Source organism: Lebetimonas natsushimae (assembly GCF_002335445.1).
GTDB classification, from domain to species: Bacteria; Campylobacterota; Campylobacteria; order Campylobacterales; family Nautiliaceae; genus Lebetimonas; species Lebetimonas natsushimae.
The window spans coordinates 188,998-210,832 of record NZ_BDME01000006.1 but is presented as its reverse complement, the minus strand read 5'-3'; the positions used below and the strand labels follow the sequence as shown (position 1 = coordinate 210,832).

The 21,835-nt window shown below is 31.0% G+C and carries 21 protein-coding genes; 17 read left to right on the top strand and 4 right to left on the bottom strand.

Features of this window, described 5'->3' with window-relative positions:
- The 8 genes from LNAT_RS08075 to LNAT_RS08040 form a co-directional block, all read left to right on the top strand.
- Positions 1–682 (top strand): autotransporter outer membrane beta-barrel domain-containing protein (locus tag LNAT_RS08075; protein ID WP_143471335.1); only part of this gene is annotated, 682 nt, incomplete at its 5' end.
- A gap of 238 nt (positions 683–920) precedes the next feature.
- Positions 921–2,444, top strand: a complete 1,524-nt coding sequence (locus LNAT_RS08070; RefSeq protein WP_096260104.1) for an MFS transporter — start codon at positions 921–923, stop codon at positions 2,442–2,444.
- 37 nt (positions 2,445–2,481) lie between these two features.
- Entirely contained in the window at positions 2,482–3,363 is an 882-nt protein-coding gene (htpX, locus tag LNAT_RS08065; RefSeq protein ID WP_096260103.1) for a protease HtpX, read from the top strand.
- 148 nt (positions 3,364–3,511) lie between these two features.
- On the top strand, positions 3,512–3,886 hold the full coding sequence (locus tag LNAT_RS08060) for a hypothetical protein (protein WP_096260102.1): 375 nt from the start codon (positions 3,512–3,514) through the stop codon (positions 3,884–3,886).
- Positions 3,874–4,455: a DedA family protein gene (locus LNAT_RS08055; protein WP_096260111.1), complete on the top strand. Its 582-nt coding sequence runs from the start codon at positions 3,874–3,876 to the stop codon at positions 4,453–4,455. Before LNAT_RS08060 ends, LNAT_RS08055 begins: the two co-directional genes overlap by 13 nt.
- Positions 4,452–5,579 (top strand): MFS transporter, encoded by a 1,128-nt coding sequence (locus tag LNAT_RS08050; RefSeq protein ID WP_096260101.1) that lies wholly within the window; start codon positions 4,452–4,454, stop codon positions 5,577–5,579. The genes LNAT_RS08055 and LNAT_RS08050 overlap by 4 nt, the downstream gene beginning before the upstream one ends.
- The gene (locus LNAT_RS08045) at positions 5,569–6,330 is read left to right on the top strand and encodes an inositol monophosphatase family protein (RefSeq protein WP_096260100.1); all 762 of its coding nucleotides are present in this window, start codon (positions 5,569–5,571) and stop codon (positions 6,328–6,330) included. The genes LNAT_RS08050 and LNAT_RS08045 overlap by 11 nt, the downstream gene beginning before the upstream one ends.
- Positions 6,323–7,903 carry a Na/Pi cotransporter family protein gene (locus LNAT_RS08040; RefSeq protein ID WP_096260099.1) on the top strand — a complete coding sequence of 527 codons (1,581 nt, stop codon included), beginning with the start codon at positions 6,323–6,325 and terminating at the stop codon, positions 7,901–7,903. Before LNAT_RS08045 ends, LNAT_RS08040 begins: the two co-directional genes overlap by 8 nt.
- On the opposite strand, the gene lolA is transcribed toward LNAT_RS08040, so the two are convergent.
- The gene (gene lolA / locus LNAT_RS08035) at positions 7,887–8,381 is read right to left on the bottom strand and encodes a LolA-like outer membrane lipoprotein chaperone (RefSeq protein WP_096260098.1); all 495 of its coding nucleotides are present in this window, start codon (positions 8,379–8,381) and stop codon (positions 7,887–7,889) included. The genes LNAT_RS08040 and lolA overlap by 17 nt on opposite strands.
- Before the next feature lie 60 nt (positions 8,382–8,441).
- Between lolA and secA the strand changes: the two genes are divergently transcribed.
- The 9 genes from secA to LNAT_RS07990 all read left to right on the top strand — a co-directional run bounded on the left by secA (position 8,442) and on the right by LNAT_RS07990 (position 18,133).
- Positions 8,442–11,090 carry a preprotein translocase subunit SecA gene (secA, locus tag LNAT_RS08030; RefSeq protein WP_096260097.1) on the top strand — a complete coding sequence of 883 codons (2,649 nt, stop codon included), beginning with the start codon at positions 8,442–8,444 and terminating at the stop codon, positions 11,088–11,090.
- Positions 11,091–11,124: 34 nt separating this feature from the next.
- Positions 11,125–12,321 carry an ABC transporter permease gene (locus LNAT_RS08025; RefSeq protein ID WP_096260096.1) on the top strand — a complete coding sequence of 399 codons (1,197 nt, stop codon included), beginning with the start codon at positions 11,125–11,127 and terminating at the stop codon, positions 12,319–12,321.
- A gap of 31 nt (positions 12,322–12,352) precedes the next feature.
- Positions 12,353–13,216 (top strand): 4-hydroxy-tetrahydrodipicolinate synthase, encoded by an 864-nt coding sequence (dapA, locus tag LNAT_RS08020; protein ID WP_096260095.1) that lies wholly within the window; start codon positions 12,353–12,355, stop codon positions 13,214–13,216.
- Between the two features lie 26 nt (positions 13,217–13,242).
- Positions 13,243–14,022, top strand: coding sequence for an enoyl-ACP reductase (locus LNAT_RS08015; protein ID WP_096260094.1), 780 nt, complete (start codon positions 13,243–13,245; stop codon positions 14,020–14,022).
- Positions 14,022–14,609 carry a CDP-diacylglycerol--glycerol-3-phosphate 3-phosphatidyltransferase gene (gene pgsA, locus LNAT_RS08010; protein WP_420795373.1) on the top strand — a complete coding sequence of 196 codons (588 nt, stop codon included), beginning with the start codon at positions 14,022–14,024 and terminating at the stop codon, positions 14,607–14,609. Before LNAT_RS08015 ends, pgsA begins: the two co-directional genes overlap by 1 nt.
- Positions 14,602–15,642 carry an RIP metalloprotease RseP gene (gene rseP / locus LNAT_RS08005; RefSeq protein ID WP_096260092.1) on the top strand — a complete coding sequence of 347 codons (1,041 nt, stop codon included), beginning with the start codon at positions 14,602–14,604 and terminating at the stop codon, positions 15,640–15,642. The genes pgsA and rseP overlap by 8 nt, the downstream gene beginning before the upstream one ends.
- Before the next feature lie 9 nt (positions 15,643–15,651).
- Positions 15,652–16,311: a YggS family pyridoxal phosphate-dependent enzyme gene (locus LNAT_RS08000; protein WP_096260091.1), complete on the top strand. Its 660-nt coding sequence runs from the start codon at positions 15,652–15,654 to the stop codon at positions 16,309–16,311.
- 9 nt (positions 16,312–16,320) lie between these two features.
- The gene (locus tag LNAT_RS07995) at positions 16,321–17,634 is read left to right on the top strand and encodes a GGDEF domain-containing protein (protein ID WP_096260090.1); all 1,314 of its coding nucleotides are present in this window, start codon (positions 16,321–16,323) and stop codon (positions 17,632–17,634) included.
- A 70-nt stretch (positions 17,635–17,704) separates the two neighbouring features.
- Positions 17,705–18,133 (top strand): hypothetical protein, encoded by a 429-nt coding sequence (locus LNAT_RS07990; protein ID WP_096260089.1) that lies wholly within the window; start codon positions 17,705–17,707, stop codon positions 18,131–18,133.
- Here the strand turns inward: LNAT_RS07990 and LNAT_RS07985 are convergent.
- Genes LNAT_RS07985 through cysS form a run of 3 tightly spaced genes read right to left on the bottom strand, consistent with a single transcriptional unit; the run spans position 18,122 to position 21,828 of the window.
- On the bottom strand, positions 18,122–19,345 hold the full coding sequence (locus tag LNAT_RS07985; protein WP_096260088.1) for a M16 family metallopeptidase: 1,224 nt from the start codon (positions 19,343–19,345) through the stop codon (positions 18,122–18,124). The two genes, LNAT_RS07990 and LNAT_RS07985, sit on opposite strands and share 12 nt — an antisense overlap.
- 2 nt (positions 19,346–19,347) lie before the next feature.
- Complete coding sequence (locus LNAT_RS07980; RefSeq protein WP_096260087.1) at positions 19,348–20,421, bottom strand: quinone-dependent dihydroorotate dehydrogenase; 1,074 nt, start codon at positions 20,419–20,421, stop codon at positions 19,348–19,350.
- Between the two features lie 9 nt (positions 20,422–20,430).
- Complete coding sequence (gene cysS / locus LNAT_RS07975) at positions 20,431–21,828, bottom strand: cysteine--tRNA ligase (protein ID WP_096260086.1); 1,398 nt, start codon at positions 21,826–21,828, stop codon at positions 20,431–20,433.
- Positions 21,829–21,835 lie beyond the last annotated feature (7 nt).

Here is a 21,835-nt window from a genome sequence, read left to right as displayed (position 1 = left end):
GGCATTTACTTATGCAAATACAGATCAAGAAGTAAATGATATAGACCAGAAGAGTGATATAGATACATTTGGATTGACAGCATACGGTTCCACATTGTTGGATAATGATACAAAACTAAGAGGAAATGTAGGAATCAATTTCTATAATGTTAAATCAGACAGACATATAGCTACAACAGATTTGACAGCGCATGCGGATTATACAGCTTACAGCATAAATGCGAATGCAAAAGTTTCAAGGGTTTATGATATAAATGACAATATCAGGGCAGTTCCTTGTGTAGGAATGGATTATGTACATTACCACAATCCTTCATATGATGAGAATGGGGCAGGAGGATTAAATTTACATGTTGATTCATTTGACAGAGACTTCTTGTTTGCAAAAGCGGGAAGTGTATTCAATTACAATATTGACAACACTTCAAAAGTTAAATTAAATGTAGGTGTAAATTATGCAGTTATAAATGATGACAATACAGTTACAGCTTCATATGCAGGGGCAAACGGGGCTACATTTACAGCCAAAGGTATTAAAATGTCAAGATTCGGATACAATGCTGGAGTTGGATACAACAGAAATATTACAGATACATTTTCTGTAAATATCGGATATAACTTCGAGGGAAGAAGTGATTTCAGAAACAATCAGGCAGAAATGAAATTTAACTGGAAATTCTAAGTTGAACTTCTCTCTTTTTTTCTTTCTTTTAATTATAATAATGATTTTTAATTTTGCTAGTGTTTGTTAAAATTAAATTTTTCAAATATTTGTATTTTATGTGTAAATGAAAAATTTTTTTAAATGTAATTTAATTATAGAAAAAAATTTACATTTAGAAATTTTCATATATTGTTACTTTATAATAAATTTTTTTTATTATAATTTAATTTCAGTTATTTTTATTAAAGGGACAAATTTGATTAATATTAAAAATACTATAAAAAATTCTTTACTAAATCCTATTAAACATTTTAAATTAAAATATCTTCCGCTTTTGATGGTTTATTTTGCATACGGGGCAAGCGGGATAAGTGGGGTTGCTGAGACATTTTGGGTAAAAGAGGAGCTTCATCTCTCAGCAGCCGCTTTAATTTCCCTTGGAGTTTGGTTGAGCATTCCATGGACCATAAAAATGGTGTTTGGTCAACTGGTTGACAGTGTTCCGATACTTGGTTCTCAAAGAAGGGTTTATGTATATATAGGAGCTGGGTTTATTGCAGCAGGGACAGTTTTATTAATAGGCCTTGCAGGAAACCATGATTGGGCAAAATTTTCTTCTAAAGACAATGTTTATATTATAGCTTCATTTTTAACCGTTATCGGATTTGTTTTGCAGGATGTTGTTGCCGATACAATGAGTACGGAGGTGGTTGACAGGAACCAGCCGCAGGAAAAAGTGGAAGAAGAACTGGCTTACGTGCAGATTTTGGGGCGTCTTGCTATTTCACTTGCCGGTGTGATGGTGGCCGGGCTTTCAGGTTGGCTGGCTCAAGTTTTACCGTATGAAACAGTATTTGAAATTGCTTTAATAATTCCCCTTATTTCAATAATCGGTGTAACCGTTGTAAAACTTGATATTGCAAAGCCAAGTCCTATTAACTGCAAAATATTGTGCGGGGGTCTTTTATTTGCCGTATTTGTTGTTTTGATGGGATATGCGGAATATCAGGATTGGCATAATAAAATATTAAAAATTTTTTTCAAACATTCACAGGATATTATTTTTGTGGTGAGTTTAGCGATTATAAGTTATATGTTAAGTATTGTTTTAAAAGAGATTGATGAAGTTAAAAGAAAATTTATTATAAAAACGGCAATTGTGATTTTTATTTACCGTGCTATGCCTAGTGTCGGTCCCGGGCTTCAGTGGTGGGAAATAGACGTACTGCATTTTGACAAAGCGTTTTTTGGTACTTTGGCCCAGATTGGAGCAGTACTTTCAATCCTTGGAATGTGGCTTTTTAGTGATTTTATAGCCAAAAAACCCGCTCATTATACACTTTTGTGGTTAACAATCATAACTACAATTCTGTTTTTACCAATTATCGGACTATATTACGGAATTCCTCAGGCCTTGGGGCTTTCTCCAAGAACAGTGGCAATAATTGACACTGCTGTTGAATCACCTTTTGCCCAGCTTAGTATGATTCCGCTTTTAACACTTATTGCTATTTATGCACCCGAGGGTAAAAGGGCCACATGGTTTGCATTAATGGCAAGTCTTATGAATTTGGCTTTAACTGCCGGGGGAATACTTACTAAATATTTAAATGAAATATTTGTGGTAAGCAGAGAGGTTGTGGAAAATGGAAAAGTTATTGTCCCTCAGGATTATTCAAATCTTGGTGTTTTAATGATAATAGTAACTGTCCTTAATGTAACGGTGCCCACAGTCACTATTTATTATCTGATGATTAGAAAATCATCCAGAATTAACTGAAATTCTGTATAATTTAAAAAACTTTTTAGGAGGAGAAATGGCAATATTAATGTTTATTATAATGAATCTGGCAGTTATGGCTTCAATATATCTCTCCATTTTTATTATTGAAATAATTTTTCATGTAAGGTTAGACCCTCAAACCATCAGCGGTCTTGCTATATTGTCAGTGATTGTGGGTTCCAGCGGAAGTATAATTTCGCTTCTTCTTTCAAAATGGTTGGCAAAAATAAGTATGGGTGTCAGGGTTATAGAAACTCCGACAACCGAAGCTGAAAAATGGCTTGTAAATACTGTGGCCAAACTGGCAGAGAGAGCAGGTGTTCCGATGCCGGAAGTAGGTGTGTTTGACGGACCTCCTAACGCTTTTGCCACAGGACCTAGTAAAAGCAATTCTCTTGTGGCTGTATCCACAAGTTTGTTTGATATGATGGATACAAAAGAAATTGAGGGGGTAATAGCACATGAAATTAACCATATCAAAAACGGGGATATGATAACTATGACAATAGTCCAGGGGGTATTAAACGCTCTTGTGTTTTTTATTTCCCGTTTGATTGCAAACATAGTGGCACCGAAAGATGAAGAAGGAAATGTAAATCCTTTTGCTTATATAGCTATTTCTTTTGCTCTTGAAATAGTTTTGAGTATATTTGCAACAATGATTGCAATGTGGTTTAGCAGATACAGGGAATATAAAGCTGATGCTGGGGCTGTTAGAATAGATGGACCAGAGGGAATTTATTATGCTCTTGCAAAATTAGGTCAGATTCCAAAAGAACAGGTGGCGCTTCCGGCTGAGATGAAAGCATTTGGGATTGTTGGATTTTTAGGCGAACTTTTTGCATCACACCCGCCTGTTGAAAAAAGACTTGAAAATATTAAAAGAGTTGCAAGAGAACTCGGTTATAATGTTTAAATTTTCTTAGGGGTTCAAAATTAAAAAATTAAAAAAATTTATAGAATATCTTTTTTTCTTTTTATGGTTTTTATTTGAAGAAATAGTAATTAAGAGTGCTAAAAAGCTCCTTTTATTTGTAAAAAATTTCCATTTTTATGAAAAACTAATGGAATTTATTGAAAAGAGCAATGATTTAATTTTAATGCTTTCTTTTGTATGTATTGTAATTCTAGCCGAAACTTCAGCTACATTCGGAGTATTTTTAACTGCAAAAGGTCATATAATTTTAGGAGGGCTTTTTTATATTTTTAAGATAATTATTTATATACCGAGTGTTGATATTTTTAGAAGAAATAAAAATAGACTTATGAAATATAAAATCATCCAGTTTGGATATTTTTTATATGAAAAAATAGAAAAAAATCCTGTTTTTATTAGTTTAAGAGAAAAATTTAGAATATTTAAAGAAAAAGTTGTTTTCTTTATAAAACCTTATAAAGAGCAGTTTAAAAAATTTTGGGAAAAAATATGGAATCGATAGTTGATTTTTTGATAGATACAATCGGAAACTGGGGTTATATAGGCATATTTATTTTAATGTTTCTTGAAAGTTCATTTTTCCCTTTTCCAAGTGAAATTGTTATGATACCGTCCGGATATTTGGCTTACAAGGGGGAGATGAATTTGTTTTTGGTTGTTGTCTCAGGAATTTTAGGCGCACTCACCGGAGCATGGTTTAATTATCTGCTTGCAGATAAATATGGCAGGAAATTTTTAGAAAAATTTATAAATAGTAAAAAACTTAATAAACTGGATACTTTTTTTGAAAAGCACGGACACATTTCCATGTTTTCGGGAAGGCTTATTCCGGGAGTTAGGCAGTATATCTCTTTTCCTGCCGGACTTGCCAAGATGAACGGATTGATTTTCAGTTTTTTTACAGCACTTGGAAGTTTGATTTGGATTTTGGTTTTGGTCGGGCTTGGATATTTTATCGGCCAAAACCAGGAGCTTATTCATAAGTATTTAATGGAAATTACAGTTATTACTTTAATAATTTTAGCAGTAATTATTTTTATTTATTATAAATATCAGAAAGCTAAAAAATGAATAAAAATATAATATCCCTTGGGTTTGTCAGTTTTTTCACAGATATGGCGAGCTCTATGGTAACTACCATTTTGCCTTTATATGTTGTTTATATTTTAAATGACGGAGTTGATAAGCTTGGGATGATTATTGCTGTTGCCACGTTTGTCAGTTATTTTTTCAGAATAATTTTTGGAATAATCAGTGACAGGTATAAAATCGTAAAACCTTTGGTTGTATTTGGATATTTAATATCGGCTGTTACAAAACCTCTTTTGGCATTTGCCGGAACTTGGAAAAGTGTTGCTTTGTTAAGAGGGCTTGAGAGAATAGGAAAAGCTGTCAGAACCGCTCCAAAAGATAGATTAATATCTTTTTATGCAGGAATTAAGAGCGGCAGAAGTTTTGGTTTTCATAAAATGCTTGATATTGCGGGGGAGATGAGCGGGGCGATAATAATATTTTTTGTTTTAAAATATATGGGTGAGAATGCGGAAGTCTTTAAAAAAATTTTTCTCTCTACAATAATTCCTGGAATTTTTGCTGTTTTGATAGTTGTTTTTTTTGTAAAAGATGTGCCTTCTCAGAAAAAAGAAAAGCAGAAATTTGATTTAAGTCGTGACAAAAATCTTCTGCCTCTTTTATTTATCTATTTTGTTTTTTTGTTTTTTATGTATAGTAATGAATATTTTATAATAAAAGCAAAAGAAGCCGGGTTTTCCATGGCAGTAATTCCACTTTTGGTGATTTTACTTAATTTCACCCAGACTGTTACAAGTTATTATTTTGGTGTGTTGATTGATAAAGTGGGATATTATAAAGTTTTAAATTTTTCATTTTTAAGCGGATTTTTGGCAATTTTATCTTTATATTTTAATTTTATTATTTTTGGGTTTGTGTTTTTGGGTCTTTTTTTAGTTTCAAGCCTTAATTCTTTTAGAAGTTATATTTCCGATAATGCGGTTAATAAGGCAAGTGTTTATGGGATATTTTACGGGGGAATTGCAATAAGTGCTTCTGTTGGTGCTGTGGTTATTGGGGAAATTTGGCATAATTTCGGTGAAAAATATGCTTTGATTTATTCAATGGGCGGGATAATTTTGGTTTATTTAATATATTTGTTAAAGGTAAAAAATGATAAATGAATTTATTGAAATTGTAAAAGAAGCCGGAGTTATATTTAAAGAAGGTTTTTATTCTAAAAAGCAGGTAAATTTAAAAGGCAAAAAAGATTTGGTTACCAATTATGATGTTTTGATAGAGGAATTTTTAAAAAATAAATTCAAAAAATTCGGATATTCAATTATTGCCGAAGAATCAACAAAAGAAGAATTTAATAATTCCATTATAATCGACCCGATTGACGGTACTACAAATTTTTTTCATCAGATACCTCACTGTGCTATAAGTATTGGGGTATATGAAAATAAGAAGCCTAAATTTGGAATTGTTTATAATCCCATTTTAGATGAACTTTTTTATGCAGAAACTAATAAAGGTGCTTATAAAAACAAAAAGAAAATAAAAGTTAGTGAATTTAGTGATTTTGGGAGGGCTTTAATTGCTACCGGTTTTCCTTATTCCGGGGCTGAAAACAAAGACGATTTAAACTGGGTTGTGGATAAGCTTTCAAAAATCCTGCCAAAATGTCAGGATATCAGACGTTTTGGAAGTGCGGCTCTTGATTTATGCTATGTGGCCGAGGGCAGGTTTGACGGATATTATGAGATTAATTTGAAACCGTGGGATGTGAGTGCCGGAATTATTATTTTAAAAGAAGCCGGAGGAACAATTAGTAATGAAAAGGGAAGTGGCTTTAATATGTTTGAAGATAAATGTATAGTTGCAAGCAACGGTATAATTCACAAAAAATTTTTAAAGTTTTTTAATGATTGAAGCTTTTGCAGGACTTGGACTTTTTTTATTTGGAATATATCTGTTTGAAGATATATTAAAAAAACTTTCATCCAAATCTTTTAAAAAAATTGTAAATAAACTTACTGGCAGTAATATAAAAGCCTTTTTTTCTTCAATATTTTTTACTGCCGTTTTTCAGAGTTCGTCTTTTGTCACATTAATAACCCTTTCTTTAATAGGTGTCGGATTAATAAATCTTGAAAACGCTATTGCTGTGATTTTCGGGGCGAATATAGGGACAACTTTTACAGCCTGGCTTGTTGCCGTTTTCGGATTTGAAGTAAATTTAATGCCTCTTTTTTATCTTTTTATCGGTATTGGCGGATTTAGTATTTTAGTGGAGAATGAAAAAATAAAAAGAATAATGCTTTTACTTTTTGCCGTAGGGCTTTTATTTTATGGGCTTGAAATTATGAAAGATTCGATGCAGGTTTTTTCAAAAAATTTTAATATAAATGAATATAAAAATTATCCGCTGATTGTTTTTTTACTGCTCGGTTTTTTAATTACTGCAATTATTCAGTCAAGTTCGGCATCAATAGCAATAATACAGAGTGCCTTGTACAGCGGGGTTGTTGATTTTAATATGGCATCTGCTTTTGTAATAGGAGCAAATATTGGAACCACTGTAACTGCTCTGATAGGATCAATCGGAGGAAATTCAGATAAGAAAAGACTGGCACTTGCCCATGTACTTTTTAATATAAGTATCGGGATTATAGCTTTTATTTTTATAAAATATTTAGTAAATATTACCCTTTATTTTACAGACGGATTGGATAATGTCTTAAAAATTGCATTTTTTCATACTCTTTTTAATGTTTTAGGGGTAATTATATGGTTTCCTTTTATTGATTTTTATGCAAAAAGTTTAAAAAAAATAATAAAAGATAAAAAAAGAAGTGTTGTGAAGTATATTAATTCCGTTGATATCAATATTTCAAATTTAGCAATTGACGCATTAAATAAAGAAATTGATAGACTTTCTAAAAAAATCAGTAATTTTGCCTTGCTTGCCATTTACATCCCTCCTTCTAAAATAGATAAACCGGTAGATAAACTTTTAGAAGAAAATCAGGATATGATTGATGTGGATTTTAATAAACTTTATGAAGAAATCAGAGAAATTGAGGGTGAAATATATAAATTTATATCACATTTAAAACAAAATGAAGAAATTATGAAGTTATTAAAAAAAACGATGTATCTTGCAACCGCAGCCAAATCAATCAAAGATATGTTAGGGGATATTGACAGAATATATAAAGAAGAAGGTCTTGAAGAATTTTTACAAAATATAAGGTATCAGATTTTAAAAGCCACCGTTTTGTTTATTGATTATTTGAACGGTAATGATGTATATGATGAAATAGAAAAAATTTATGACCAGCTGGCAAAATCTTATAAAAAGGCAAGCGACATAATTAAATTAATTTCTAAAAATTCACAGGTCAGTGCTGATATTAATGCAATAATGATAAACATGCTGCATTTATCAAAAAGTTATATAAAATCACTCAGAAATATCATGATGCTTAATTCTGATAAATAAAATCTATGTTTTTTGGGAAATTAAGTGGCGGAATTTTTAAATTTTTATTAAGTTTTTTAAAATAAATTTCCACCCTGTTTCCTATATCGTCAGTGTAATATGCTTTTTTTAAAGTTTTGTCATAAATAAAATAAATTTCTTTGTTGTCGGCGGTTGCCACATAAAGATTATTGTTTAGTTTTTTTGCATTTTTTAATATTTTAAAAAGATTAAGTTTTGGTTTTTTAGAGATGGTAACCTGCATTAAGTCAGGTTCGTATACATAAACTTTATCTTTTATCCATATTTCTTTGATGTTTGGATAGGTATATTTCCAGTAAACCTGATTGTTGTTTATAATTACAATGCCTCTGTAAGTCAGTTTTTTACTGCTTTGATAAATATACTGGGTAAATTCTGCAGTAAAATTTTTTGGTAAATTTAGAGCAAACAAGTTACTGATTAGTAATAAAATTATTATCCATTTTCGATTCTTCATTATCCAATTTTCCTTACAATTTATGTTATTATAACAAAAAACTTTGCAAAGGCTTTTTTAATGGTTAAAAGTATTTTCAGAAAAATTTTTGGTACCAGAAATGATAGAGAATTAAAAAGATATTTTAAAAGAGTAAAAGATATAAACGCTTTGGAAGATAAATATCATAAAATGAGCGATGAAGAGATAAAAAATGAATTTAATAAAATTAAAGAAAATGTTTTAAAAGAGATTGAAAAGGAAGACAGGGAAGTTGTACTTGAGAGATATTTAAACGATGTGTTTGCTATGGTAAGGGAAGCCTCACAGAGAGTTCTTGGGATGAGGCACTTTGATGTGCAGCTTGTAGGTGGAATGGTTTTGCATGAGGGTAAAATCGCCGAAATGAAAACAGGTGAGGGTAAAACATTAGTCGCAACCCTGCCGGTGGTTTTAAATGCCATCCTTGGAAAAGGCGTTCATGTTGTAACAGTAAATGATTATCTTGCAAAAAGAGATGCCACTCAAATGGGGAAACTTTATTCTTTTTTTGGTTTAACCACAGGTGTAATTGTCTCAGGTATGGATGATGAAGAAAGAAAAAAAGCTTATCAGTGTGATGTTACATACGGGACAAATTCCGAATTTGGATTTGATTATTTAAGAGACAATATGGTGTTTGATATAAATGATAAAGTCCAAAGGGGGCATTATTATGCAATAGTGGATGAGGTTGATTCCATTTTAATAGATGAAGCAAGAACACCTTTAATTATTTCAGGCCCTGCCAATAAGAGGGTTGAAGATTATATTAGAGCCGATGAGGTGGCAAAAAAACTTATTAAAGATAAACATTTTACCGTGGATGAAAAAGATAAAGTTGTTTTACTTACTGAAGAAGGGATAAGGGAAGCCGAAAAACTTTTTGGAGTGGATAATCTTTATACTCCTGAAAATGCAATTTTAGCCCATCATCTTGACCAGGCCCTAAAAGCCAATTATCTGTTTCAAAACGGAAAAGATTATATTGTGAGAAAAGGCGAGGTTTTAATTGTTGATGAATTTACAGGTAGGATTGCCGAGGGTAGAAGATTTAGTGAAGGCCTTCATCAGGCGCTTGAGGCAAAAGAGGGAGTGGAAATTCAGGAAGAATCCCAGACTTTTGCAGAAACCACTTATCAAAATTATTTTAGATTATACGAAAAACTTGCCGGTATGACGGGTACCGCTCAGACAGAAGCTACTGAATTTATTGAAATTTATGGCCTTGAAGTTATTTCAATTCCTACAAACAAGCCCGTAATCAGAAAAGATTTGAATGATCTGGTTTATAAAACGGCAGAGGAAAAATTTGAGGCTGTTGTTAAAAAAATAAAAGAACTTCATAAAAAGGGTCAGCCTGTACTTGTTGGTACTACAAGTGTTGAAAAAAGTGAATATTTAAGCAGACTGCTTAAAAAAGAAAAAATTCCTCATACAGTTCTTAATGCAAAACACCATGAAAAAGAAGCAGAAATTATCGCACAGGCAGGTAGAAAGGGCGCTGTTACGGTTGCCACTAATATGGCCGGTAGGGGAGTTGATATTAAAATAGATGATGAAGTTAAAAAACTAGGCGGTCTTTATATAATTGGTACTGAAAGACATGAAAGCAGAAGAATTGACAATCAGCTAAGGGGTAGGTCAGGCCGTCAGGGTGACCCAGGGGTTAGTCAGTTTTATTTATCTCTTGAAGATGATTTATTAAGAATTTTTGGAAGTGACAGAATTAAGAGAATAATGGACAGACTTGGAATTGAAAGAGGTGAACATATTGACAGTAAAATTGTCTCACGTGCAATTGAAAATGCTCAGAAAAAAGTTGAAAGTATGCATTTTGAAGCAAGAAAACATATTTTAAAATATGATGATGTTGCAAATGAACAAAGAAAAGTTATTTATAAATTCAGAGATCAGATTTTAGATCCTAATTTCAATATTGAAGAAAAAATAAAAGAAATCAGAGAAGATTTTGTAGAGTATATTTTGGCTGAGAGTGAAATTTTTCCTCATACATTAGAAGAAGATTTTAATTATGAAAAATTGGTTGCTCAGTTAAAAGAATATACCGGGGTTGATTTTAATGAAGAAGAGCTTAAAAATAAAGATTATGAAGAGCTTAAAAAATATATTTTGGAAAAATTAGAAAAATCATTTGAAGACAAATTTAAAGATGCAAGCAAAGAGGACAGAGAAAGAATTTTAAGACAGGTATTGCTTCAGGTATTGGATGAAAGCTGGAGAGACCATTTATATATGATGGATATTTTAAAAACAGGTATCGGACTTAGGGGATATAATCAAAAAGATCCGCTAGTTGAATATAAAAAAGAAAGTTTTACCTTGTTTGAAGAGCTTATTCAGAGAATTAAAATTGAAAGTTCCAAGATACTTCATAATTTACAGATAGAATATCAAATGCCTCAGGTTGATCCTGAAATCGCAGAGTTTTTAAAGGCGATTGAAGGTAAAAAAGTTGATGAAATTTTAAATAAAATTCCAGATATTCCTGAACATATGGAAGAAAAAGATATTGATGAAATTCTTAAGAACCTGGATGAAGAAACCAAAAAATTACAGGCTGAATTTGAAGCAAAACAGGCAAAAAAGAGAGTAAAAAGAAACGATCCATGTCCTTGCGGAAGCGGTAAAAAATATAAAGACTGTTGTGGAAAAAGCCCAAAATTTTAATTGAAAATATATAACGGATAATGGATAATTAAAAGTGAATAAAAAATTTGTTGGTTTTATTATCAAAAGATATTTAAGGTTTGATAAAAAACACCCATTTATTTATATAAGTTTTATACTTGCTTTTCTCGGCATTTTAACCGGAGTTGCAACTCTAATGATAGCAATGGGTATAATGAACGGGATGGACAGGGAGTTTGAAAAAAAACTTAAAGTTATGAATTATCCAATTACCGTTTATTCTTCTTTGGTTAAGGTAGATAAAAACACTTTGGAACTTTTAAAAAAACATTTTCCCAAATTTAAATATTCGCCCTATATTGAAACCTCAGCGGTAATACAAAATGGTAACAGTTTAAACGGAGTGTTGCTTTATGGTGTTGATTTTAAAAAAGAAGCTGAAATTAATTATATTTTTAAAAATGCACTTAAAGATATAAAAAAAGTCGATGTTTTTGATGTGGTGGTTGGAAAAAGGCTTTTTGGTGATCTGGGTATAGCCAAAGGGGAAAAAATTATTATGATTTTTTCCAAAATTACACCTTTAGGATTTGGTATTTCACCGCTACTTAAAAAAGTAAGGGTTATCTCTTATTTTGACAGCGGTCTTGTTGCTTATGACAAAGGAATAGCTTATATGAATATAAAAGGTCTTAAAAGAATACTTCATCAGGACTATTACAGCGGTATTCATATTTACACTCCAGACCCTTTTAAAGATATAGAAAAAATAAAAAAAATACTTCCTCCCGGTATTGGAGTCATTGGATGGTGGCAGCAAAACGGAAATTTTTTTGCTGCGCTTAAAATGGAAAAAAGGGCTTTGTTTTTGGTTTTGATGCTTATTATTATCGTCGCTTCTCTTAATATTATAAGTTCGCTTCTTATGATGATAATGAGTAAAAGAAAAGAGATTGCCCTTATGATGAGTTTGGGTGCCAGTAGAAAAGAAATTAAGGCTATATTTTTAAAACTTGGGCTTATTATAGGAATTTTTGGAATAATAAGCGGGACAGCGCTTGGATGGTTTGGAATATGGGTATTAAAAACTTTTGATATTGTAAAACTGCCTGCTGATGTTTACGGTGTCAGCAGATTACCTGTTGAGCTGAGCTTTATTGATTTTTCTTTGATAATAACGGGAGCGTTTTTAATAGTATTATTTGCTTCAATTTATCCTGCGGTAAAGGCTAGTAAAACTGATGTTCTTGAAACTCTAAGATACGAATGATTTGATATAATTACAACAAAAAGGATTTTTTATGCAAGGTGCAATGACCGCTTTAATAACTCCGTTTAAAAACGGAAAAGTTGATGAAGAAACCTATGCAAAATTAATTGAAAGACAAATTGTTAACGGAATTGATTATGTTGTACCGGTAGGTACTACCGGTGAGAGTGCCACTTTAACACACGATGAGCATAAAAGATGTATTGAAATTGCAGTGGAAGTTTGTAAAGGAAGGGCTAAAGTTTTAGCCGGAGCTGGTAGTAATTCTACCCATGAGGCGATTGATCTTGCAAAATTTGCCGAAAGCAAAGGCGCAGACGCAATATTAAGTGTGGCTCCTTATTATAATAAGCCGACACAGTCAGGTATATATGCACATTATAAAACATTGGCCGAAAGTATTTCCATTCCGGTTGTTTTATATAATGTTCCGGGCAGGACTTGCAGTAACATAGAAGTTGATACCGCCGTTAGGCTTTTTAATGATGTTGAAAATATTGTGGCGATAAAAGAAGCTACAGGAAAAATAGAAAATGTAGTGGCTCTAAAATCTAAATCAGGAATTAGTGTAATCAGCGGAGATGATGCAATAAATTATCCAATTATGGCTACAGGCGGAAACGGTTGTATTTCTGTAACTTCCAACTTACTTCCAAATAAAATAGCAGATTTAATACACGCCGCATTAAAAGGTGATTTTGAAACTTCAAGAGAAATAAATGAAGAGCTTTATGAATTAAATAAAATTTTATTTATTGAAAGTAATCCAATTCCAATAAAATATGCAATGTACGAAGCAGGGCTTATTCCTTCACTTGAATACAGATTGCCTTTAACACCACCAAGTGAAGAAAATAAGAAAAAAATTAAAGAAGTAATTAAAAAATATCTATAGAAAAATTATTATGTTAAGGAGTTAATTTGAAAAATAAAACATTGGTAATAAGCGGTGCAACAAGAGGTATTGGTAAGGCTATAGCTGAAAGATTTGCAAGAGAAAAGATAAATATAGCTTTTACATATAATTCAAATAAAGAAATAGCTGAAAATTTAGCAAACGAATGGAGCAAAAAATATGGAATTAGGGCAAAAGCTTACAAATTGAATATTTTGGAGCCAGAAACTTACAAAGATTTATTTGCCGAAATTGATAAAGACTTTGAGAGGGTTGATTTTTTTGTTTCAAATGCAATTATCAGCGGAAGGGCGGTTGTTGGGGGATTTGGCCCTTTTATGAGATTAAAACCAAAAGGAATTTGCAATATTTTTACTGCAACTGTCAATGCATTTGTAGTTGGAGCGCAGGAAGCTGCTAAAAGAATGCAAAAAGTTGGAGGTGGAAGTATAATTTCTCTTAGTTCAACCGGTAATCTTGTATACACTCCAAATTATGCTGGCCATGGGGCAAGCAAGGCAGCAGTTGAAACAATGGTAAAATATGCGGCAGCTGAACTCGGTGATTGGGGTATTAGGGTAAATGCTGTAAGCGGAGGACCAATAGATACTGATGCACTAAGGGCTTTTCCTAATTATGAAGAGGTAAAAAGAGCGGTGGAAATTAGAAGTCCGCTTAACAGAATGGGAAGACCGGATGATTTGGCGGGAATTACATACTTTTTATGTACAGATGAAGCAAGCTGGATTACAGGGCAGACTTTTATAGTTGATGGCGGCACAACTTTCGGAGGGAAAATAGGTTGATAACAAAGGATAATATCAGGCTAAACAGATATTTAATTTGGGAGCGAAGATTAAAACAAATTCCAAATATATTGGCTTTTATTAGAATTTTTATATCTCTTCTTATGTTTTTTTTCCTGGTAAACAGAGATTTTTTTCCTAATATTCATCCTTCTTGGCTAGACTATTTTGCGGGTTTGCTTTTTGTGATAGCAAGTATTACTGATTTTTTTGACGGGTATATTGCTAGAAGTTTTAATGCTGTAAGTAAACTTGGAGAAATACTTGACCCGCTTGCAGATAAAATGCTTGTCCTTGGAGCGTTTATTGGCCTTGTATATCTTCAGAGGGCAAATCCTTGGGCAATATATCTGATTTTACTTAGAGAATTTTTTATAACCGGTCTTAGAATTGCAATGGTGGAAGAGGGAATGAGTGTTAAGGCAAGTTTTGCCGGAAAAATAAAAACGGTGTTTCAAATGATAGCTATCGGATTTTTGATAATGAACTGGCCTTTAGCTAATATTCTTTTATGGATTGCTGTAATTCTTACATTATACAGTGGGATTGATTATATAGGGGCATATATAAAGAAGCATAATGATTAGCGCAGTTTTAGTTTTATCTTTTTTAATTTTTTTCCATGAATTAGGCCATTTTTTAATGGCAAGGCTGGTAGGGGTTAAAGTCGAAGTTTTTTCTATCGGTTTTGGAAAAAAATTAATTTGTAAAAAAATAGGGAATACTAACTGGTGCCTAAGTGCCATTCCGCTTGGCGGATATGTTCAGATGAAAGGACAGGATGATACAAATCCTACATTAAAAAATTATGATCCTGATTCATACAATTCAAAAACACCATGGCAGAGAATTTTAATTCTTTTAGGAGGTCCCGGATTTAACTTTTTGTTGGCATTTTTGATTTATCTTTTTGTGGCACTTACAGGTTGGCCAAAACTTGCACCTGTTGTTGGAAATGTTATGAAAGATTCTCCTGCATTTCATAAACTTCAAAAGGATGATGTAATTGTTGAAGTAAACGGGGTTAAGATAAAATCATGGGATGAAATACCTGAGATAATCCAAAAAAGTGATATAGTAAAATTAAAAGTTAAAAGAAATAGTAAAATTATTATGTTAACTGTTACTCCTAAAATAATTATTACCAAAAACATCTTCAATGAAACAATAAAAAGAAAAATTATTGGAATTTCTCCAAATGGAAAAATAATAAAAGTTAAATATTCAATTTTTGAGGCGCCCGTAGTTGCATGGGATAAATTTATAAATGATGCCAGCTTAATATTTAAAGGAATTGAAAAACTAATTACCGGGACTATAGGGCTTAATACTCTGAGCGGACCTATAGGAATTGTTGATGTAACGGCTAAAGTTGCTGATATGGGGATAATACCTTTACTTTTTTTAACAGCGCTTCTTAGCGTGAATCTTGGAATTTTGAATCTTCTTCCGATTCCGGCACTTGATGGAGGTCATATTGTATTTAATTTATATGAAGCAATTTTTAAAAAAGAATTAAGCGAAGAGATTATGATAAAATTAACAATAGGCGGCTGGGCAATACTTGCATGCTTAATGTTGATTGGGATTTATAATGATATAATAAGAATTATCCATTAAGGAGTAAAAATGACATTAGATGAGTTAATTCAAAGGGTTGAAGCAGCAAGACTGAGACGAAGTGAACATTTAATAGTTCAAATTGTTGCAGTTACTAAATATACGGATAAAATTGAACCACTTTTAAAACTTTATAATGAGGGTCAAAGAGCTTTTGGGGAAAACAGGGTTCAGGACATGGAAAAAAAAGTTAAAGCCCTTGAAGAATATCCAATTGAATGGCATTTTATTGGAAATCTTCAAAAAAATAAAATAAATAAACTTCTTTCACTAAATCCTTTTATGATTCAATCAATTAATTCCTATGAACTGGCTGAAGCGATTGATAAAAGAACTAAAAAGAAAATAAACTGTCTTTTGGAGATTAATTCTTCAGGTGAGCCTACCAAACATGGATTAGAACCGCAGAGGGCAATTGACACCTATTTAAAAATTAAAGAAAATTTGAAAAATATTAATCTAAAAGGTATTATGACGATCGGTGCACATACCGACGATGAAAAAGAAATTAGAAAAAGTTTTAGATTAACTTATAATATTTTTGAGAAATTAAAACCATATGGAGCTAAAATCTGTTCTATGGGAATGAGCGGAGACTTTGAAATAGCAATAGAAGAAGGGAGTAACATGATAAGGGTGGGGAGCGCTTTATTAAAAAGTTACATGTAAGGAAAATATATGAAAGAAGACCGTCAGAAAGAACTTTTTGAAATTATTTTAAATAAAACATATAAAAATTTAATTGAAAAGCTTAAAATCAATTCTTATACTAAAAATTTTTTAAAAAATAAGGATTTTAAGTTTTTAATTATGAATTATAAAAATTTTTTAAATAAAAATTTTGAATTATTTTTAAATTGTAACTTTAGTGAATTGAAAAACGAAATAATTGCTTATACTCAAAAGTTTGATAATAACGGTATAGAATATTCCTCTTATTTGGAGGTCATAAATTTTGTAGAATTATCTTTTTTAAAGTCAATTTTTGAAAATATCAACGATTATTCTTTTTGTAATCTAGAATCTTTTTTTATTAAAATTAATGAATTTTTTAATTTTATTAGAAACTATTCCGCGCTTAGTTATTTGCAGGATTGTATTGACAGGGAAAAACTTCTATTAAGTGAATATATACTGGGTACAATTAGAGAAAATGACAAAGAATTGTTCAATTATATAAATTATTTTCTTAATCTGACAGATAATTTTCTAAATTTTATTAAAAATGAAGATTTAAAATTCAATGAAAAAATTAATTTGTTTAACATAAAACATAGGATCAATTCCATAGAAGAAAAAGAAGCTGAAAAATTAACGTCACTTTTAGATAATTTAAACTATATTATAGAACAAATTATTAAATTAAAAAAAGAAAAAAATTATCTGTTGTTAATTGAAAAATATAATGAATTTATGAAAAATTCTTTAATTTTTTTATCTTTTATTATCACACATTTAGCAATGGTTGAAATAAAAAAATTAAAATTGGATCCATTAACAAAAACTTTAACCAGAACTAATCTGGAATCTCTGATTTTGGGAATTGAGGATATTTCTATTATATCTAATATGCCATTTGGACTTGCATTTTTGGATATAGATAATTTTAAACGTATAAATGACACATATGGACATTTAGCAGGAGATGAAGTTTTGAAAAAGGTAGCCGAAATTATAAAGAACAAAATAAGACTTTCCGATTATCTTTTTAGATACGGAGGAGAAGAATTTGTAATAGTTTTTTCTGCAATAAAAGACACTGAAACATTAAAAGAAAAATTAGATGAAATAAGAAAAACCATAGCTTCAACATTTATTGATGTAGAAAAAGAACAAAAAATAAATATAACTGTAAGCATAGGCGGTATTTTGGTAAAACTGTCTAAAAGAATGCCTATAAAAAATTTAATTGAAAAAGCTGATGAATTAATGTACAAAGCTAAAAAAAGCGGTAAAAACAAAGTTATTGTGGATGAATATTGTAAAATTTAATAAAACATTGTTGTTTTATAAATAAAAGTTAAAATTTAATAAAAATAATTAATAAAATAAGGAATTTTTTATGGAATTATTTAAACCGGCTTTTAAGCTATGGTTTCACATAGCAGGAATTATGAGTATAATAATTTTTATGATGTTTTTGCTCTTCTTAGATTTAATGATGTATTTTAGAATGTTTATGTATGTAAAGTTTATTTTTATTTCGGAATTTATTGTTACAATTATCATAAGTTTTTTTGTTGTAAATAAATATTTTGAAGTTTTTAATATAAAAATCAATGAGAAAAATAAAATTAAAAAATATTTTAAAATTTATTTTGGAATTTTATGGAGGGCGCTTTTAATTTTAATTCCTATTATCAGCTTTATTGCAATAACATACAAAGGCTCAGTTGAGAGCAGAATTTGGACAATAATAATTGAAATAATGGCAGGATTTCCCGCAATTTGGTGGTATTTAAAAAGCAATAAAAAAAAATCAGTTTCTTAAAATTATACTGACTCCTTTTTCAAAATATTTTTTTATATTTTCGAAATCTTGCAGTTTTAATTTTGATATATTTTCTTCATAATTAAGTAGCGGAGTTATATCCCCTTTTGCGAAATAATCTCCAAAAATATTGCTTACACTGCTGGAGCTTTCCATAGATGTTATAAAATCGAGTTTGGTATTGTTGATTATTTTTTTAAGGAGTTTTTTTGTAGGTTTAAAATTTAATAAAATTTTTTTTATCTCTTTTTCTACTTTATGAGGGTCTATCCCGGGGTTACATACAGCTAACGCTAAATATACACCTTTGTCGATCAGTTCCATATTGTATGCATATATTTCACTGACCAGTTCTTTTTGGTATTTTAATTTTTCTTTTAAAATCCCGCTTTTTCCGCTACTTAACATTTCTGTTAAGGCACTTAAAATTATCTGGTCTTCGTGATTAAAAGATGGAATGTGAAAAGCAAGGGCTACGATATTAACCTGAGTTTCTCTTTTGATTTCTATAAATTTATCTCCGTCAAGTTCAGGTTCATTGAAATGAAATCTTGGAAGTTCTTTTGTGTTTTTGATTTCACTAAAATATTTTTCTGCACTTTTAAATACTTCATTAGGTTCAATATCTCCGGCCACAAGTAAAAATGCATTTTTTGGCTGATAGTAAATTGAATGAAATTCCCTTATATCATCGATTGTCCAGTTTAATATATCATCTTTAAATCCTATAGGTGTCCAGTGGTAAGGGTGATAAATAAAGGTATTATTAAAAAGTCTGAAGTATAAATATCCAATTGGGTTATTGTCCACTCTCCAGAGTCTTTCTTCATAAACCACTTTTCTTTCTCTTTGAAATTCATCGTCAGTTAAATTTAAATTTGCCATAACTTCGCTGAAAAGATAAAATGTTTTATCAAGATAAGTTGAAGATGTCTTTATGTAATAATGCGTATAATCAAATCCGGTTGAAGCGTTATCAACTCCTCCTAAACTTTTAACGATTTTATCAAATTCGCCTTCTTTTAAATTTTTAGTAGATTTAAAGTTCATATGTTCAAGCATATGGGCAATTCCGGTTTTGCCTAAAATTTCATTACGGCTTCCTACTTTATAAAAAATATTGCTTGTAATAACATTGCTTCCTTTATTCATAGGAATTGCTATAATTTCTAAGCCGTTTTCTAATTTATGTTCATAAAATTTAGGAAGCATCATTAACCTTTCAGTTTTTTTGGAATATCTACCCCGATAGCTTCATTTATATGATTAAATCCATCTTTTTGTAAAAGTTCAATTAATCCTTTATTGATTTCCCTTACTATTCCAGGTCCCTTATAAATTATTGCAGTATAGATTTGAATTAGGCTGGCACCCATTCTTATTCTTTTATAAGCTTCCTCGGCTGAATCAATACCTCCAACGCTAATAAGCGGAACTTTTCCAAACACTTCACCTGCAATTATTCTTAAAACTTCAAAACTCCTTGCGGCAAGCGGTTTGCCTGAAATTCCGCCTCTTTTTATAGGGGAGTTTATAATATCATAATTAACGGTTGTGTTTGTTGCTATTATTCCGTCAGCCCCGGCTTCTACGCTTATATTTGAAAGATTAATAATATCTGTATCATCCATATCTGGGGAAAATTTAATAAGAATAGGTTTTTTTGTAATAGGTTTTAATTCTTTAAATAGATTATCTATAAATTCTTCGTTTAATAAATTTCTTAAATTTGGTGTATTGGGTGAAGAAATATTAATCACAAAAAAATCGACTACATCTTTAAGCTCTTTTACCAGAATTTTATAATCTTCAATTGCCCTTTCTTCCGGGGTGGTTTTATTTTTACCTATATTTGCTGCAATCGGTAAAATAAAAGGATATATTTTTGATAATCTTTCTTTTATTACTTTAACTCCCTCATTATTAAAACCGTATGCATTTTGTACAGCTTCTTGTTCGACATGTCTCCAGGCCCTCGGTTTTTCATTTCCGGGCTGTGGTTTAGGAGTTACAGCACCGATTTCGCCCCATCCGAATCCTAATGCAGGCCAGGCACTTATCATAGTGGCGTTTTTATCAAATCCCGCGGCAACGCCTACAGGGTTTTTGAATTCTAAGTCCCATATTTTTTGATTTAAAATAGGATCGTCAATAAAGTTTTTTTTAATTAAAGGATTAAAAAAGAAAGGACATCTTCTGGCAGTCCTAAATATAGTTTCTACCGCATTGTGGGCGAATTCGGGGTCAGTTTTGTAGATAAGTGGTTTTATTGCTTTAAATATATCCATGTTAGTCCTTTAAATTTTTTCCCATACTGTACCGTTTGGGGTGTCTTGAATCTGAATTCCCATTTTCTTTAACTCTTCCCTTATTTTATCCGCTAATTCATAATTTTTTTCTTTTTTTGCTTCATTTCTTTTTTCTATTAATTCATTTATTTTTTGTTTAGTTTTTTCATCGATTCCGCTTTGGAAATATTCATAAGCATCACTTCCGCCGACTCCAAGAAGTTTGTCAATAAATTCAATATTGCTTGCTATTTTTTGTTTTAAGACTTTGTCTTTAGGATTTTTATCAAGTCCTTCATTTGCGTCTTTTACAAATTCGTCTACAACTGCTAATGCTTTTGAAATATTTAAATCATCGCTCATAGCTTCAAGCAGTTTTTTTTCAAAATCAATGTCGGGCTGTTTTTTGGTAATTCCATAAACTCTTTTTTTTAGTCTGTATAATTTATCAAGCCTTTTTTTACTTGCAATTAAATCTTCTTCACTGAAATTAAGCGGAGCCCTATAATGTGTACCCATTAAATAAAATCTTAAAACTTCTCCGGGATAATGTTTTAAGGCATCTTTTACAAAAAAACTGTTTCCTAAAGATTTACTCATTTTTTCACCGTTTATTGTTACAAATCCGTTGTGCATCCAGTGTTTTGCCAGGTGTTGTTTATATGCACACCAAGTTTGAGCCTCTTCGTTTTCATGATGTGGAAAAAACAGATCTGCCCCGCCTCCGTGTATATCTATCTGATATTCAGTATCAGGGTAGGCTATATGTTTTTTGATCATAGCTGAGCATTCCAAATGCCAGCCGGGTCTTCCGCTTCCGAAAGGCGAATCAAAACATACATCACCTTCGCCTTTGCAAGCTTTCCACAAGGCAAAATCCCTTGGATTTTTTTTACCTTCAGTATCAACCCTGTGAACATTCTCATCGTCTTGGCATTTATTTGAAAGAGTGCAGTACTCTGGATCTTTTGAAGTGTCAAAGTAAATATCTCCGTTTGGCAAGGTATAGGTGCATCCGTTTTCAATAAGTTTATTTATTAGTTCAAACATTTCTTCAAGAGTTTCAGTAGCTTTTGGTTCTATATCGGCCCTTTTTATATTAAGCGCTTCCATATCTTTGAGATAAGAATTTATATAATGGTCTGTAATTTCTTTTAAACTTTTTCCGGTAGCATTCATTTTGTTGATAATTTTATCATCTATATCTGTAAAATTTTTAACAAAAGTTACTTTATATCCAAGAGCAATAAGCGTCCTTCTTAGTAAATCAAAGCTGATAGAACTTCTGGCATGGCCCAAATGTGCATCATCATAAACAGTAGGACCGCATACATAAATTCTGACTTCCTTATTTTTAACTGGTTTAAATTCGACTTTTTCTTTTAAATGTGAATCATATATTTTCATTTTTCTC